At 67.0% G+C, this 16,392-nt stretch carries 11 protein-coding genes; 8 read left to right on the top strand and 3 right to left on the bottom strand.

Features of this window, described 5'->3' with window-relative positions; translation table 11 throughout:
- Positions 1-256 precede the first annotated feature (256 nt).
- Together ABQY64_RS02915 and ABQY64_RS02910 are read right to left on the bottom strand one after the other, a co-directional pair.
- Positions 257-4,378, bottom strand: a complete 4,122-nt coding sequence (locus ABQY64_RS02915; RefSeq protein ID WP_374151355.1) for a beta strand repeat-containing protein — start codon at positions 4,376-4,378, stop codon at positions 257-259.
- Between the two features lie 321 nt (positions 4,379-4,699).
- On the bottom strand, positions 4,700-5,014 hold the full coding sequence (locus ABQY64_RS02910) for a hypothetical protein (protein ID WP_349779744.1): 315 nt from the start codon (positions 5,012-5,014) through the stop codon (positions 4,700-4,702).
- Between the two features lie 279 nt (positions 5,015-5,293).
- Here ABQY64_RS02910 and ABQY64_RS02905 point away from each other — a divergent pair, with 279 nt between their 5' ends.
- The 4 genes from ABQY64_RS02905 to yccS all read left to right on the top strand — a co-directional run bounded on the left by ABQY64_RS02905 (position 5,294) and on the right by yccS (position 11,056).
- Positions 5,294-5,737 carry a hypothetical protein gene (locus ABQY64_RS02905; protein WP_374151335.1) on the top strand — a complete coding sequence of 148 codons (444 nt, stop codon included), beginning with the start codon at positions 5,294-5,296 and terminating at the stop codon, positions 5,735-5,737.
- On the top strand, positions 5,727-7,310 hold the full coding sequence (gene purH, locus ABQY64_RS02900; protein ID WP_016904525.1) for a bifunctional phosphoribosylaminoimidazolecarboxamide formyltransferase/IMP cyclohydrolase: 1,584 nt from the start codon (positions 5,727-5,729) through the stop codon (positions 7,308-7,310). Before ABQY64_RS02905 ends, purH begins: the two co-directional genes overlap by 11 nt.
- A 120-nt stretch (positions 7,311-7,430) precedes the next feature.
- Positions 7,431-8,726: a phosphoribosylamine--glycine ligase gene (purD, locus tag ABQY64_RS02895; protein ID WP_167704864.1), complete on the top strand. Its 1,296-nt coding sequence runs from the start codon at positions 7,431-7,433 to the stop codon at positions 8,724-8,726.
- A gap of 116 nt (positions 8,727-8,842) precedes the next feature.
- On the top strand, positions 8,843-11,056 hold the full coding sequence (gene yccS, locus ABQY64_RS02890; protein WP_349779745.1) for a YccS family putative transporter: 2,214 nt from the start codon (positions 8,843-8,845) through the stop codon (positions 11,054-11,056).
- Between the two features lie 131 nt (positions 11,057-11,187).
- Here the strand turns inward: yccS and ABQY64_RS02885 are convergent, their stop codons facing one another.
- A complete protein-coding gene (locus ABQY64_RS02885) occupies positions 11,188-12,378 on the bottom strand; it encodes an MFS transporter (RefSeq protein ID WP_053045991.1) in 1,191 nt (396 codons plus the stop codon).
- A gap of 97 nt (positions 12,379-12,475) precedes the next feature.
- Here ABQY64_RS02885 and ABQY64_RS02880 point away from each other — a divergent pair, with 97 nt between their 5' ends.
- From ABQY64_RS02880 to ABQY64_RS02865, 4 genes are all read left to right on the top strand, one after another.
- A complete protein-coding gene (locus ABQY64_RS02880) occupies positions 12,476-13,378 on the top strand; it encodes a LysR family transcriptional regulator (protein WP_047127989.1) in 903 nt (300 codons plus the stop codon).
- Positions 13,379-13,445: 67 nt separating this feature from the next.
- Positions 13,446-15,368, top strand: a complete 1,923-nt coding sequence (locus ABQY64_RS02875; RefSeq protein WP_166767814.1) for an MFS transporter — start codon at positions 13,446-13,448, stop codon at positions 15,366-15,368.
- A gap of 240 nt (positions 15,369-15,608) precedes the next feature.
- Positions 15,609-15,953, top strand: coding sequence for a CD225/dispanin family protein (locus tag ABQY64_RS02870; protein ID WP_016902410.1), 345 nt, complete (start codon positions 15,609-15,611; stop codon positions 15,951-15,953).
- Positions 15,953-16,363 (top strand): DUF2752 domain-containing protein, encoded by a 411-nt coding sequence (locus tag ABQY64_RS02865; protein ID WP_104561485.1) that lies wholly within the window; start codon positions 15,953-15,955, stop codon positions 16,361-16,363. The genes ABQY64_RS02870 and ABQY64_RS02865 overlap by 1 nt, the downstream gene beginning before the upstream one ends.
- Positions 16,364-16,392 lie beyond the last annotated feature (29 nt).

Raw genomic sequence — 16,392 nt, 5'->3', positions numbered from 1 at the left:
CTGCGCTGGCACGCTTGGTGATGACGCGGCCCATGGACGATCTCGTTGCGTGTTGTGGAATGCGCAGCGTGTTGATGTCGGGTCGAGCTGCCCAAAGTGTTCGCTCTTGATCCCACGCCTCGGCGCAGGACTTCCGTCGCGCCCAGCGTGCCCTGTCTCGCGCGCGCTCTTCATCTGATCGGGCCAACCGCCGGGGATCCGGCGGTTGGCTGCAGTGCTCAATCGGCGATGCCGATTGCCTGGGCGAGTTGCCTGCTTAGCTCGGCAATTGCGTCACCGCTGCATGATCCGCTGCCGGGGCCGGGCCGCTGCCATGGTCCGGCACGATGGTGGCGAGCGTGTCGAACGGATCGTCGAACTTCTCCACCACGTTCGTGTCGTCGTCGATCTGATAGGCGGTGTCGGCCTCGACGCCCTCTTCCCCGGTCTTGGCGATGATGTTGGTGTAGCGCTTGCCGTCCCAGCAGCGGAAGATCAGCACCGAGTCCTCGCCACCGGTCAGGGTGGAGCCCAGGCTGCCGATCAATCTGCTGTTGGCGCCCGCCGTCAGGATGCTGTTCTTTCCGGCGGTCAACTTGCTGCGGTCGCCCGCCATCAGCGTGCAGTCATCGCCGGCGGTGAGCCTGCTGCGGTCCCCGGCGGTGAGGAAGCTGTTGCTGCCGGCCAGCAACTTGCTGCGATCGCCAGCGATCTGGGTGCTGTCGGCGCCGGCGATCAGCTTGCTGCGGTCGCCCGCGGTCTGCACGCTACCCATGCCGGCGATCAACGTGCTGCGCGAACCGGCCGTCTGCGAACTCAGCTTGCCGGCAATCAGCATGCTGCGGTGACCGGCAATCTGGGTACTTTCGTGTCCTGCGATCAGCGAGCTGCCATAGCTGGCGATCTGGTTGCTGCCGTAGCCGGCGGTCAGATAGCTGCGCACGCCGCTGGTCAAGCTGCTGCCATAACCGGCAATCAGCGAACTGTCCTGCCCGGCGATTTCGGTGCTGCCGTAGCCTGCGGTCAACGAGCTGTTGTCCTGCGCGGTCAGGGTGCTGCCATAGCCGGCAGTCAGCGTGCTGTCGCCACCGGCGGTCTGGCTGCTGCCGTAACCGGCGATCAGGGTGCTGGAAAACCCGGCGATTTCGGTACTGCCGTAGCCGGCGGTGAGCGAGCTGTTTTCCAGCGCGGTTAGCGTGCTGCCGTAGCCGGCCGTCAGGGTGCTTTCGTAACCGGCGGTCTGCGTGCTGCCATAGCCGGAAATCAGGGTACTTTCGTAGCCGGCGGTGGAATTGCTGCCGTAACCGGCAGTCAGGATGCTGCCATGGCCGGCGGTTTGCGTACTGCCGTAACCGGTGGTGAGCCAGCTGATTTCCTGCGCGGTCTGGGTGCTGCCGTAGCCGGCAGTCAGCGTGCTTTCGTAACCGGCCGTCTGCGTGCTGCCATAGCCGGCAATCAACGAGCTCTGGAAGCTGGCGGTGGAGGTACTGCCGTAACCGGTGATCAACCAACTGCTGCTCTGCGCGGTCTGGGTACTGCCGTAACCGGCAGTCAGGGTGCTGTCGTAACCGGCGGTCTGGGTACTGCCATACCCTGCGATCAGCGAGCTGTCCGGGCCGGCCATGGAGGAACTGCCGTAGCCGGCGATCAGCGAACTGCCTTCCTGCGCGGTCTGGGTACTGCCATAGCCGGTGGTGAGAATGCTCTTGTAACCGGCCGTCTGCGTACTGCCGTAGCCGGCAATCAGCGTACTGTCATGCCCTGCCGTCGAGGTGCTGCCGTAACCGGTAGTGAGCGTACTGCGCTCCTGCGCGGTTTGCGTGCTGCCGTAGCCGGCGGTGAGGATGCTCTTGAAGCCGGCGGTCTGGGTGCTGCCATAGCCGGCGATCAGCGAGCTGTCCGAGCCCGCGGTGGAAGAACTGCCATAGCCGGCAGTGAGCATGCTGCCCTCTTGCGCGGTCTGGGTGCTGCCATAGCCGGTGGTCAGGATGCTTTTGAAGCCAGCCGTCTGCGTGCTGCCGTACCCGGCGATCAATGAACTGTCCGAACCGGCGGTGGAGGTGCTGCCGTAGCCGGCGGTCAGATCGCTGCCTTTGCGCGCGGTCTGCGTGCTGCCGTATCCCGCCGTCAGGGAACTGTCGCCACCGGAGGTTTGCGTACTGCCATAACCGGCAATCAGCGTGCTGTCGGCACCAGCTGTCGACGTGCTGCCGTAACCGGTGGTGAGGTCGCTGCCCTTGCGCGCGGTCTGCGTGCTGCCATAGCCGGCGGTGAGCGAACTGTCACCGCCAGAGGTTTGCGTGCTGCCGTACCCTGCAATCAAGGTGCTGTCGGCGCCAGCGGTGGAGGTACTGCCGTAGCCGGTGGTCAGGTCGCTACCGCTGCGCGCGGTCTGCGTACTGCCGTAGCCAGCGGTGAGTGAGCTGTCACCGCCAGAGGTTTGCGTGCTGCCGTACCCTGCAATCAAGGTGCTGTCGCCACCGGCCGTGGAGGTACTGCCGTAGCCGGTGGTCAGGTCGCTGCCCTTGCGTGCGGTTTGCGTGCTGCCGTAGCCGGCGGTCAGTGAACTGTCACCGCCAGAGGTTTGCGTGCTGCCGTAACCGGCGATCAGCGTGCTATCGGCGCCAGCGGTGGAGGTACTACCGTAGCCGGTGGTCAGGTCGCTGCCGCTGCGCGCCGTTTGCGTGCTGCCGTAACCGGCAGTGAGCGAACTATCACCACCGGACGTCTGCGTGCTGCCATAGCCGGCGACCAGCGTGCTGTCGGCGCCGGCGGTGGAGGTACTGCCGTAACCGGTGGTCAGGTCGCTGCCTTTGCGCGCCGTTTGCGTGCTGCCGTAACCGGCGGTCAGCGAGCTATCACCACCGGACGTCTGCGTGCTGCCATAGCCGGCGATCAGCGTGCTGTCTGCGCCGGCGGTGGAGGTACTGCCGTAACCGGTGGTCAGGTCGCTGCGGCTGCGCGCGGTCTGCGTACTGCCGTAGCCGGCGGTCAGTGAACTGTCACCGCCAGAGGTTTGCGTGCTGCCGTACCCCGCAATCAAGGTGCTGTCGCCACCGGCCGTCGAGGTGCTGCCATAGCCGGCGGTCAGGTCGCTGCCTTTGCGTGCAGTCTGCGTACTGCCGTAGCCGGCAGTGAGCGAGCTCTCGCCACCGGAGGTCTGGGTGCTGCCATAACCGGCGATCAGCGTGCTGTCCGCACCGGCGGTTGCGGTGCTGCCGTAGCCGGCGGTCAGATCACTGCCTTTGCGCGCGGTCTGCGTGCTGCCGTAGCCGGCCGTGAGCGAGCTGTCGCCGCCGGAGGTCTGAGTACTGCCATAGCCGGCGATCAGCGTGCTGTCCGCACCGGCGGTGGAGGTACTGCCGTAACCCGCGGTGAGGTCGCTGCCGGTGCGGGCAGTTTGCGTGCTGCCGTAGCCCGCCGTCAGCGAGCTGTCGTTGCCCGAGGTCTGCGTGCTGCCATAACCGGCAATCAGGGAGCTGTCTGCACCTGCGGTGCCGGTGCTGCCGTAGCCGGCGGTGAGGTCACTGCCGTCCTGCGCGGTCTGCGTGCTGCCATAGCCGGCGGTCAGCGAGCTTTCCCCGCCCGAAGTCTGGGTGCTGCCATAGCCGGCAATCAACGAGCTGTCGGTGCCCGCGGTGCTGGTGCTGCCGTAGCCTGCGGTGAGGTCGCTGCCGTTCTGTGCGGTCTGGGTGCTGCCGTAACCGGCAGTCAACGAGCTGTCACCGCCGGAAGTTTGCGTGCTGCCATAGCCGGCGATCAACGAACTGTCTGCACCCGCGGTTTCCGTGCTGCCGTAGCCTGCAGTCAGATCGCTGCCATGGCGCGCGGTCTGGGTGCTGCCATAGCCGGCCGTCAGTGTGCTGCCCCCGCCTGCGGTCTGGGAACTGCCGTAGCCGGCGACGATGGTGCTGTCGGATCCGGCCACGCCGGTGCTGCCATAGCCGGCGATCAACTCGCTGCCGTTACCTGCGGTTTCGGTACTTCCATAGCCTGCGATCAGCTGGCTCTGATCGGCGCCGGTGAGCGTGCTGCCGTAGGTGGCGATTTCGCGTGTGCGCAGGATCGCAGCTGTAGCCTGTGCGGTTTGTGGATCGATGCCGTGGGTCGCGACCGGCATTGGCGCGGTGGAATGCGCAGCGCTTTCGACGAGCGGTGCGGTGAATTGCGCCTGCGCTGCCTTGGGAATGAAATCCGCGGTAACGACCGGCGTTGCCGGCGGCTCCGGCTGGGGCGGCGCGTGCTGCGCAATGCCCGCGGCAATGCACTGCATGGCACCGGCACGGCTGCCGGCGTAGACCACCTCGGCCCGGGGAAACTTGATCATGCCCTCCTCGCCCAGCCAGATGATGTCGGCGGTATCGACCATGCAGACCACCCAGTGCGCATCGGCATGCATGTTCAGATGCGCATTGGTCCCCTGTCCCCACAACAGGCCGGTCAGGCCGTTTTCCTGCTTGATGGTGGGCTGCCAATGCCGGCATTCGACACTGCCCGACTGCGGCCAGATCAGCCCGCAGTGATCGGACATGTTGTTGGTGCAGGTGCGTAATGCCAGGACTTTTTCGCGATTCATAAGGGTGATCTCATAGGAATGTTCCGAGCAGCTGCGCAAACCGGCATGCATGCCCTGGCCGACGAACGGGTGCGGATCTTCCCGCCGTGAGGGCGAGACGGATCGGCCCATTGGCAAGGGCAGTACCGGCACTGCGACGGTTGGTCATCGACGAACGCCACAAGGCGCACGCGCGCTGCGGTGTCTTGCTTGAATCGCAGGGTCATGGACGGCCGTGACGGCAAGACGCAGCGAGGAGTGATGGCAAGGCTGGCTCCTGCGCGACAGCCGTTGCAGCAAGTAGCGACGGGACGCCTCGCCGAAAGCGTCGTTGCTGGTGAACCGGTTGAGTGAATCGATCAGCGAGCACAGATCGTCGGTCAGCCCGTCGCTGGCAACTGTCGCCGTAGCAGAAGACAGGTGCGCATGACCGAAGAACAGGCATGCGTTGCGCGCCCGAAAACAGGTCTTTTTGATCAATCTGCGACCGGCTCCGGATTGTGTTCGTCAGTGCACGACCGGAACCAAAAAGAGTTCTGCGCAGCCATCAACTCCCGTCGCGAAAGATTTCCGGACTGACAATGGAATGCCATCGCCACGCGCAGGCATGCAGCCACGCACCGTAGCAATGCCGTGCGGGGCTTTAAATGAGAACTGCGTTATTGCTTGCAAGTGATCCATCGTCGCGTTCAGACGCTGCACCGTTGGCAGTTTCATCCTGCGGAGGATTGCCCGAAGCGATAACTGCAGTCAGGCAACGTGCGCAGTAACACGTGCAGGCATCAGCAACTTTTGCGACTGGCGGCCTGCAGATGCAATCGCCGCCGCAGCATCGAACGCATCGAGCGTTGCGACGCATCACATCACGATCAAAGCGCTGGCACCCTCTGCCCGCACCGCGGCATCGTCGCCATCCCGGTGCTCGGCGCCGCTGCAAGTCTTGGGCCGAGGTGGGTCACACGTACATGCCCGGCCACAGCCAATGCCACGGCGGCCACCAGCAACGCCACCGCTGGCGTGAGCGAGCCGGTGGCGCTGATGCCGCCGCGCGACAGCGCGCCCGCCATCGGCCGCAGCAGCGCCTGGCAGCGCCTTTTCGGCGCATGGATCGACGCCATTGCGGGCGCACGGGTCCATTCAAGCGCCGGCGCGGCCTACAATATGGGCTGCCCCGCTTTGATATCCCCCACCGATGGCCTCTGATCTCCTGCCCGTGCGCCGGGCCCTGCTCTCCGTTTCCGACAAGACCGGCCTGATCGATCTGGCCCGCGCGCTGGCAGCGCGCAACGTCGCGCTGCTGTCCACCGGCGGCACCGCCAAGGCGATCCGCGAGGCGGGCCTGCCGGTCACCGACGTCGCCGAGCTGACCGGTTTCCCGGAGATGATGGACGGCCGCGTCAAGACCCTGCACCCGCTGGTGCACGGCGGCCTGCTCGGCCGCGCCGGCATCGACGAAGCGGTGATGGCCGAACACGGCATCGTGCCGATCGACCTGCTGGTGCTGAACCTGTATCCGTTCGAATCGGTGACCGCCAAGGCCGACTGCACGCTGGCCGATGCGGTGGAAAACATCGATATCGGCGGCCCGGCGATGCTGCGCTCGGCGGCGAAGAACTTCGCCCGCGTGGCGGTGGCCACCGACCCGGCGCAGTACGCCGAGCTGCTGGCAGAACTCGACGCCAACGACGGCCAGCTGTCGGCGGCCAGGCGCTTTGCGCTGTCGGTGGCCGCGTTCAACCGCGTGGCGCAGTACGACGCGGCGATCAGCAACTATCTGTCGGCGGTGGCCGACAGCACCGAAAACGTGCCCACGCGCAGCCCGTTCCCGGCGCAGATCAATTCCAACTTCGTCAAGGTGATGGACCTGCGCTACGGCGAGAACCCGCACCAGGCCGGCGCGTTCTACCGCGACCTGTACCCGGTGCCAGGCACGCTGGCCACCTTCCAGCAATTGCAGGGCAAGGAACTGAGCTACAACAACCTGGCCGATGCCGACGCGGCGTGGGAATGCGTGCGCCAGTTCGATGCGCCGGCCTGCGTGATCGTCAAGCACGCCAACCCCTGCGGTGTGGCGGTGGGCGCAGCCTGCGGCGATGCCTACGAGCTGGCCTATGCGACCGACCCGACCAGCGCCTTCGGCGGCATCCTGGCCTTCAACAAGACCCTCGATGCGGCGACGGCCAAAGCCATCCTGGATCGCCAGTTCGTCGAGGTGCTGATCGCGCCGGACTACGAGCCGGGCGCGCTCGACTACGCCACCAAGAAAGCCAACGTGCGCGTGCTCAAGATCCCGCACGGCAACGGCCTCAACAACTACGACACCAAGCGGATCGGCTCGGGCCTGCTGATGCAGTCGTCCGACAACCGCGGCATGTCGCTGGGCGAGTTGAGCGTGGTCACCCAGCGCGCGCCCAGCGAGGCCGAACTGGGCGATCTGCTGTTCGCCTGGCGCGTGGCCAAGTACGTCAAGTCCAACGCGATTGTCTACGCCAAGGACCACCGCACCATCGGCGTGGGCGCCGGGCAGATGAGCCGCGTGGTCAGCGCCAAGATCGCCGCGCTCAAGGCCGAGGAAGCCAAGCTCACGGTGGCCGGCTCGGTGATGGCATCGGATGCGTTCTTCCCGTTCCGCGACGGCATCGATGCCGCCGCTGCGGCCGGCATCAAGGCGGTGATCCAGCCGGGCGGCTCGATGCGCGATGGCGAAGTGATCGCCGCCGCCGACGAACACGGCATCGCGATGGTGTTCACCGGCGTACGGCATTTCAGGCACTGACGTGCCGGGATTCGGGATTGGGGATTCGGGAGTGGCAACGTCGCTCTGGTCTCTCCTGTTTCCGGTCTCTGCCTTGCTTCAACCAATCCCCAATCACGACTCCCCAATCTCGGCACTTACATGAAAATCCTCGTCATCGGCTCCGGCGGCCGTGAACATGCCCTGGCCTGGAAGATCGCGCAGTCTGCGCGCGTGAGCGAGGTGCTGGTGGCACCCGGCAATGCCGGCACTGCGACCGAAGCCAAGTGCCGCAATGTCGCGATCAAGGTCGACGACCTGGATGGCCTGCTGGCGCTGGCGCAGCGCGAAGCTGTGGCGCTCACGGTGGTCGGCCCGGAAGTGCCGCTGGTGCTGGGCGTGGTCGACCGTTTCCACGCGCTGGGCCTGCGCATCTTCGGGCCCACCGCCAAGGCCGCGCAGCTGGAAGGCAGCAAGGCCTTCGCCAAGGATTTTCTGGCGCGCCATGGCATCCCCACCGCGTATTACGCGGTGCACACCGAGGTGGACGCCGCGCTGGCCTACGTGCGTGAGAAAGGCGCACCGATCGTGGTCAAGGCCGACGGCCTGGCCGCCGGCAAGGGCGTGATCGTGGCGATGACGCTGAGCGAGGCCGAAGACGCGGTGCGCGACATGCTCTCGGGCAACGCCTTCGGCGATGCCGGCGCGCGCGTGGTGATCGAGGAATTCCTCGATGGCGAGGAAGCCAGCTTCATTTCGATGGTCGACGGCACTCACGCCTTGCCGATGGCCACCAGCCAGGACCACAAGCGTGTCGGCGATGGCGACACCGGCCCCAATACCGGCGGCATGGGCGCGTACTCGCCGGCTCCGGTGGTCACACCCGAGGTGCACGCGCGGGTGATGCGCGAGGTGGTCGAGCCGACCGTGCAAGGCATGATCGCCGACGGCGTGCCGTTCACCGGTTTCCTGTACGCCGGGCTGATGATCGATGCGCACGGCGCACCCAAGGTGATCGAGTTCAACGTGCGCTTCGGCGACCCGGAGACCCAGCCGGTGATGCTGCGCCTGCAGTCGGACCTGGTGGATCTGCTCGACGCCGCTATCGATGGCAAGCTCGACACCGCGCAGGCGCAGTGGGACCCGCGTCCATCGCTGGGCGTGGTCATCGCCGCCAGGCCGTATCCCGAAGCCCCGATCACCGGCGAGGTCATCAGCGGGCTGGACGCGGTGCCGGCCAGCGCCAAGGTTTTCCATGCCGGCACTGCATTGAATGCAAATGGCGAGGTGGTCAGTGCCGGTGGCCGCGTGCTGTGCGTTGCCGCGCTGGGCGATAGCGTGCTGGAAGCGCAGCGCAATGCCTATGCCGGTCTGCAGCCGATCCACTGGGCCAGCGCCTTCCAGCGCAACGACATCGGCTGGCGTGCGATCGCCCGCGAGCAGGGTGCACAGGCCTGAGCGGCCTGCCCCAGGCACTTGCGACAACGCGGCTACTGACAAAGAACTAGCCGCCCTCCACCCCGATGGCGCGTGCCTGCGGCAATAATGCCCGGGCACCTTGCCTTGCAGAGACTGTGGCCACCACTTCCTTCGAAACCCGCCTGAGCCGCCTGTGGGCCCATGAAAAGGCCAGCTATGGGCTGCGTGTGTTCATCGCGCTGGCGGTGGCAATGGGCGTGTGCTGGCACTGGCAGCAGCTCACCGCGGTGCCGGCGCTGTTCCTGGGCGCGATCGCCAGCGCCATCGCCGAGACCGACGACAACTGGCTGGGCCGCATCAAGTCGGTGCTGCTGTCGCTGCTGTGTTTCGCCGCCGCCGCCGCGTCGGTGGTGCTGCTGTTTCCGTATCCGCTGGCGTTCGTGACCGGCATGGCGGTGGCGACCTTCTCGTTGACCCTGCTCGGCGCGCTGGGCGAGCGCTACGCCTCGATCGCGCAGGCCACCGTGGCCTTGTCGATCTACGCCATGATCGGCATGGACCAGCACGGCAGCCACGATCCGTCGATCGCCTGGCATGGCGCGATGCTGCTGCTGATCGGCGCCACCTGGTACGGCGTGCTGTCGATCCTGTGGACCCTGCTGTTCGCCAATCGCCCGGTACGCGAGCGGCTGTCGCGGCTGTTCTTCGAGCTGGGCCGTTATCTCAAGCTCAAGGCCGACCTGTTCGAACCGGTGCGGCAGAGCGACCTGCACGCGCGTCGGCTGGCGCTGGCCGAGCAGAACGCCAAGGTGGTCGGCGCGCTCAACGCCGCCAAGACCGCGATCATGAGCCGCTTCGGCCGCTCGGGGCGCCCAGGCGTGCAATCGGGCCTGTATTTCCGCCTGTACTACATGGCGCAGGAATTCCACGAGCGCGCCAGCTCCTCGCACTATCCCTACGAAGCGCTGACCGACGCGTTCTTCCACAGCGACGTGCTGTACCGCTGCCAGCGCCTGCTCGCGCTGCAGGGCAAGGCCTGCGCCGCGTTGGGCGAGGCGATCCGCCTGCGCCATCCGTTCGATTACGGCGACAACAGCCGCCTGGCCACCGAAGACCTGCGGCAATCGCTGGACTATCTGCACGCGCGGGCCGACCCCGCACTGGCGCGTCTGCTCGGCGCGCTGGAATTACTGGTGACCAACCTGCAGAGCATCGAACGCAAGCTGTCGGAAGCGGCGCAATCCGACTCCACCAGCGACAACCTCGACACCCGCCTGCGCGACTCCTCGCCGCACACCCTGCGCGAAATGGCCGCGCGTCTGATGCAGCAACTCACGCCCGGCTCGGTGCTGTTCCGCCACGGCCTGCGCATGGCCATCGCGCTGGTGGTCGGCTACGCCATCATGCAGTCCATCCATGCCGACAACGGCTACTGGATCCTGCTCACCACCGCCTTCGTGTGCCGGCCCAATTACGGCGCCACCCGCCTGCGGCTGGTGCAGCGCATCGCCGGCACCCTGATCGGCCTGGTCGCCACCTGGGCACTGATGCAGCTGTTCCCCGGCATCGAAGTGCAGTTGCTGCTGGCGCTGGCCGCCGCACTGGTCTTCTTCATCACCCGCACCGATCGCTACATGCTGGCCACCGCCGGCATCACCGTGATGGCGCTGTTCTGCTTCAACCTGCTTGGCGATGGTTTCGTGCTGATCTGGCCACGCCTGATCGACACGCTGATCGGCTGCGCAATCGCTGCGGCCGCCTCGTTCCTGATCCTGCCGGACTGGCAGGGCCGCCGCCTCAACCAGGTGATGGCCACGGTGCTGGCCAGCTGCGCGCGCTATCTGGCCCAGGTGCTGGAGCAATACGCCAGCGGCATGCGCGACGACCTGCCCTACCGCATCGCGCGCCGCGACATGCACAACGCCGATGCCGCGTTGTCGGTGGCGCTGTCCAACATGCTGCGCGAACCTGGCCGCTATCGGCGCAACCTGGATGCAGGCTTCCGCTTCCTGGCGCTGTCCAACACCTTGCTCGGCTATCTGTCTGCGCTCGGCGCGCACCGCGCCGCGCTCGATGGCGAACACGATCCCGCCATTGCGCAGGCCGGCGACTACCTGCAGCGCGCGCTGGGCGAAATCGCCACCGCCTTGCGCGAACGCCAGCCGCTGCCGGCGCACGACGAAAGCCAGGAAATCGCCACCGCCGAAGCGCTGGAGCAGCATGCCGTGCAACTGCCGCCCAAGCAGCGCCTGGTGCGCGACCAGTTGGCACTGACCCTGCGGCTGCTGCCCAAACTGCGTGCCGCTGCCGTGGCGGTCACCACCGCGCCGGCAGAGGGCGCACCGCGCCTGGCGACCAGCAAGGCCTAATGCGTCGTCGGCGGTGCGCATACGCGCCGCACAGCCACTGCCGCATCGATGTGAGCGGCGATGCCGACGCACCGCGATGCGCGCGCGGGCTACTTGATCCGGTGGTCGCGGTGCCGTTCCGGCAACCGCGCCTACTTCCAGTGCTTGCGCGCCACGCTCAGTCCCACCCAGCCCAGTGCCGCCACCGCCAGCACCGCCCCACCGATCACCACACCGTTCCAGCCGGCCTGCGCATACGCCGCCGTGCCCAGCGTGGAACCCACCGCACCGCCGATGAAGTAGCAGGTGATATAGGCCGAGGTGATGCGATTGCGCGCGTTCGGATTGCGCTGGTAGATCACGCTCTGGTTGGCGATGTGCACGCCCTGCACCGCGATATCCAGCAGCAGCACGCCGACGATCAGCAGCGCGATCGACTGCGGCGCAAACGCCAGCAGCCCCCACGACAGCAGCAGCATCACCAGCCCGCCCCAGCTGACGCGGTCGCCATGGCCGTGGTCGGACCAGTGACCGGAACGGTTGGCCGCCAGCGCGCCGGCCGCACCGATCAGGCCGAACAGCCCGATCACCGCCGTGCCATAGCCATACGCAGGCCCGGACAACAGGAACGCCAGCGTGGTCCAGAACATGCTGAAGCCGGCGAAGATCAGCCCGCCCAGCACCGCACGCGAGCGCAGCACCGCATCGTCGCGCAGCAGCGTCAGCACCGAACCCACCAGTTGCGGATACGACAGCTGCGCATTGCCCGGGTGCCGCGGCAGCCCGCGCCACAGCAGCCAGGCGGTGACCAGCAACAGGCCGGAGGCAATCCAGTACACCGTATGCCAGCCGCCAACGCCGGCCAGCACCCCGGCCGCGGTGCGCGCCAGCAGGATGCCCAGCAACAGGCCGCTCATCACCGTGCCGATCACCCGCCCGCGCTCGTGCGGGGCGGCGAGGGTCGCGGCAAACGGCACCAGGATCTGCGCCGCCACCGAGCTGGCACCGGTGACGATCGTGCCGGCCAGCAACATGCCGAAGCTGTGCGAGGCGGCGCTCACCAGCATGCCCAGCGCACTGAGCACGAACAGGCCGACGATCAGCCCGCGCCGCTCCAGCCGGTCGCCAAGCGGCACCAGCAACAGCAGCCCCGCCGCGTAGGCCAGCTGCGCGGCGGTCACCACCGCCCCGGCACTGCGCACCTGGATCCCGAACGCCTGCGCCAGCGTCTCCAGCAAGGGCTGGGCGTAGTAGTTGCTTGCCACCGCCAGCCCGGTGGCGGCGGCCATCAGCAGCACCAGTCGGCGCGGCAATGGCGGGTGGGCAATCGGTTCGACGGTCATGGCAGGTGCCTGCTGTAGGAATGGGCGCAGTGTGGGCAGCGACGCGGCATCTTTCCAATGTATTGTTTTCACCGTGTCCATCGCGTTTGGAGATCGCATGCTGACCCTGCGCCAACTGGAGTTCGCCGTGGCCGTGGCCGAGGAAGGCGGCTTTACCGCCGCCGCACGCCGGTGCAACACCGTGCAATCGGCGCTCAGCCACCAGGTCGCCAAGATCGAGGAATCCCTCGGTGCGCGCCTGTTCGAGCGCGGCACCCGCCAGGTGCGGCCCACCGCAGCCGGCGAGGTGTTTCTGCACAACGCCCGCGCCACCCTGCGCGCGGCCGAGCGCCTGCACGAGGAAATGGCCCAGGCCCTGGGCACGGTGCGCGGCCGGCTCACGCTGGGGCAGATCTCCTCGCTCACCACCGTGCAGCTGCCGACGCTGCTGCGCGCGTTTCGCAGCGCGCATGCGCGGGTGGACGTGCACCTGCGCACCGCCATGAGCGAGGCCCTGCTGCACGACCTGGGCGAAGGCCGGCTGGATCTGGCCCTGGTCGGCGTCGGCCCGCAGGTCGCGGTGCCGGAACAGCGGCTGCTGCTGCACGAGGAAGCCCTGGCCTTGATCGTGGCGCCCAGCCATCGTTTCGCCACGCGCAAGCGGGTGGCGCTGGCCGAGCTGGACGACGAACCGATGGCCGGGCTGATCGCCGGCGCCGGTGTGCGCGGCATCGTCGATGCGGCCTTCGCGCAGGCCGGCCTGCGGCAGCGCCAGCAATACGAGGTCACCCATGCCGATCTGATGCGCGAACTGGTCGCCGCCGACCTGGGCGTGGGCATCGTGCCGCAGACCATGGCCACGGCCATGCGCGGGGTGGTGACGGTCGCGCTGAAGGAGCGCTTCGGCTTTCTGACCTATGCGGTGTGGCGGCCCGATCCCACCCCGGCCGCACGGGCCTTCATGGCGCTGCTACGCGCCCAGGCCGCGCGACGTGCGCCATCGGCCCGCGCACCGCGCTGAGCGCGTCTGCATGCACCAGCGCGCCGTGGAAGCCTGCTAGGCTGCGCGCGTTCGCAAAGGAAACTGCATGTCCGGTCACAGTCAGTTCGCCCTGCTCAGGCAGCGCCGCTTCTTGCCGTTCTTCGCCGTGCAGGCGTTGGGCGCGTTCAACGACAACGTCTATCGGCAGGCCATCATCGGCCTGTTGTTCTACCTGGGCATCGATGCGGCGCAGCGCACGCTGTACACCAATCTGGCGCCGGCACTGTTCATCCTGCCGTACTTCCTGTTCTCCGCGCTGGCCGGGCAGATCGCCGAGAAGCTGGAGAAGCAGAAACTCATCGTGATCACCACCACGATGGAGATCGCGATCATGTCGCTGGCGGCGGTGGGGTTTATCACCGAGAACATGGTGATCCTGCTGGTTGCGCTGTTCTGCACCGGCCTGCAGTCCACGCTGTTCGGGCCGGTGAAATATTCGATCCTGCCCTCGGTGCTGAAACCGGAGGAACTCACCGGCGGCAACGGCCTGGTCGAGATGGGCACCTCGATCTCGATCCTGTGCGGCATGATCTTCGGCGGGCTGATCTTCCAGATCGCCGGTAGCCACGGGCCGATCGCCGCGGCCACCGCGGTGATCGCGATTGCCGTCACCGGCAACCTGGTCGCGCGGCTGGTGCCCAAGGTCGATGCCGGCGCGCCCGAGTTGAAGATCAACTGGAACCCCATCCCCGAATCGCGCGCCATCATGCGCCTGACCCGGCGTACGCCGGCGGTGCGCAACGCCGTGCTCGGGGTGTCGTGGTTCTGGTTCGTCGGCACCGTGCTGACCGCGCAGTTGCCCACCTACGCGCAGGTCAATCTTGGCGGGCAGCAGGATCTGTACGTGTTCGCGCTGGCGCTGTTTTCGATCGGCACCGGTGTCGGCTCGCTGCTGTGCGAGCGGCTGTCCGGGCGCACCGTGGAAATCGGCTTGGTGCCGCTGGGCGCGTTCGGCATCAGCGCATTTCTGCTGGACCTGTACTTCGCGCGTCCCGGTGTTGCGCCCGTCAGCGATCTGTCGATCGGCCAGTTCGTGCAGCAGCCCGGCAGCGTGCGCCTGATCGTGGATCTGGTCGGCATCGGCCTGTTCACCGGCTTGTTCGTGGTGCCGTTGTTTGCGCTGATCCAGAGCCGCACGCCCAAGGCCGAACTCTCGCGCGTGATCGCCGGGCTCAACATCCAGAATTCGTTGTTCATCGTCACCGCCGCCATCATCGGCATCGCGCTGCAGCTGCCGCAGCTGGTGCTGTTCGGCCTGCGCATCCCGCTGCCGGGCCTGAGCATTCCGCAGGTGTTCCTGGCCCTGGCGCTGGCCAATACGCTGGTGGCGCTGTGGATCTTCACCCTGGTGCCCGAGTTCCTGATGCGCTTTCTCAGCTGGGTGCTGGTGAGCGTGCTGTACCGGCTGCGCACGCGCGACATCGACCGCCACGTGCCCGACGAAGGCGCCGCGTTGCTGGTCTGCAACCACGTCAGCTACATGGACGCGCTGATCCTGTCGGCGGTGATTCCGCGCCCGGTGCGCTTTGTCATGTACTACAAGATCTTCCGCATCCCGGTGATGCGCTGGATCTTCCGCACTGCCAAGGCGATCCCGATCGCCGGCGCACGCGAAGACCCCGCGCTGATGCAGCAGGCCTTCGACCGTATCGATGCGGCGCTGGCCGACGGCGAGCTGGTGTGCATCTTCCCCGAAGGCGCATTGACCCGGGATGGCGAGATCGCACCGTTCAAGTCGGGCGTGGAAAAGATCCTGCAACGCCGCCAGGTGCCGGTGATTCCGATGGCGCTGCGTGGCATGTGGTCGAGCATGTGGAGCCGCCGCGACACCCGCCTGGGCCGCATGCGCGTGCCGCGCCGGGTGCGCGCGCATATCGAAGTGGCCGCCGGCCCAGCGGTTCCCGGCGACGCGGCGACCGCCGCGCTGCTCGAACAGCAGGTCCGTACACTGCGCCAGGATCAGCCGTGACTGCGGCCGCGCGGGCTTTGCGTCCGCCGCGTGCCGCGAGTAGCCTGTGCGCCATTGCACGCATTGCCGCCGCGCTCGCCTAGCGGGCGCGACAAGAAGGACCGGGGGAAGTCGTCGTACGCCACATCACCGTGTCAGACGCGTTCGCCGTGATCGGTGGACGCTGCCTGCGCGGCCCATCGCTGCCTTCCCCACGCGCTGCAACATCTCGCTGTTGTTTACCACCCAAGGAGCTTCACCATGAGTGCCATCCCACCGCCGATCCATCCCTCGCCCAGCGCCGCACCGGGCCCGATTCCCAATCACCTGATCTGGGCGATCGTCTCCACCGTACTCGGCTTCTGCCTGTGCTGCCCGGCCCTGATCACCGGCATCGTGGCGATCGTGTTCTCCAGCAAGGTCAACGGCCTGCTCAACCAGGGCGACATCGACGGCGCACGTCGCGCCTCCAATACCGCCAAGACCTGGTGCATCGTGACCAGCGTGCTGGCCGTCATCGGCCTGCTGATCAACATCGGCATGGTCGCCACCGGCGGCATGCAGGGCTACATGGACTACATGCAGCAGTTGCAGCACATGCAGTAATGGAACTGCGTCCACGCCACTGGCTTGGACTCGGGGCGGCCACCAGCGTGGCCGCCTTCGGTGTGTCGCTGCTGTATCGCTTCGATCCGAACGCGAGCAACAGCCCGTTCCCGCCCTGCGTGTTCCGTGCCGTGACCGGCTGCTACTGCCCCGGTTGCGGCATGACCCGCGCGTTGTATGCGCTGGTGCACTTCGATCTGCCCGGCGCCTTCGCCATGAACCCGGCCGCCGTGCTCGGCCTGTTCACCCTGCCCGGCCTGATCGCCTGGAAAGCCGGCTGGCGCGCGCGCTGGTTTGCACCGGTGGTGACCGTCATGTCCGAGCCGAAGTTCTGGTTATGGGCGTTGCCGACGTATTGGGTTGCCAGGAATTTGCCTTGGTACCCGTTTACCTTGCTGGCACCGGGTTAGCAGGTCGCGAACAGCCGCGCGATCGAAAT

This window comes from Xanthomonas sp. WHRI 7065, assembly GCF_040203115.2.
In the GTDB taxonomy this organism is placed as follows: domain Bacteria; phylum Pseudomonadota; class Gammaproteobacteria; order Xanthomonadales; family Xanthomonadaceae; genus Xanthomonas; species Xanthomonas arboricola.
The sequence above is the reverse complement of the archived record's forward strand: the minus strand, read 5'-3'. Positions and strand labels throughout refer to the sequence as shown.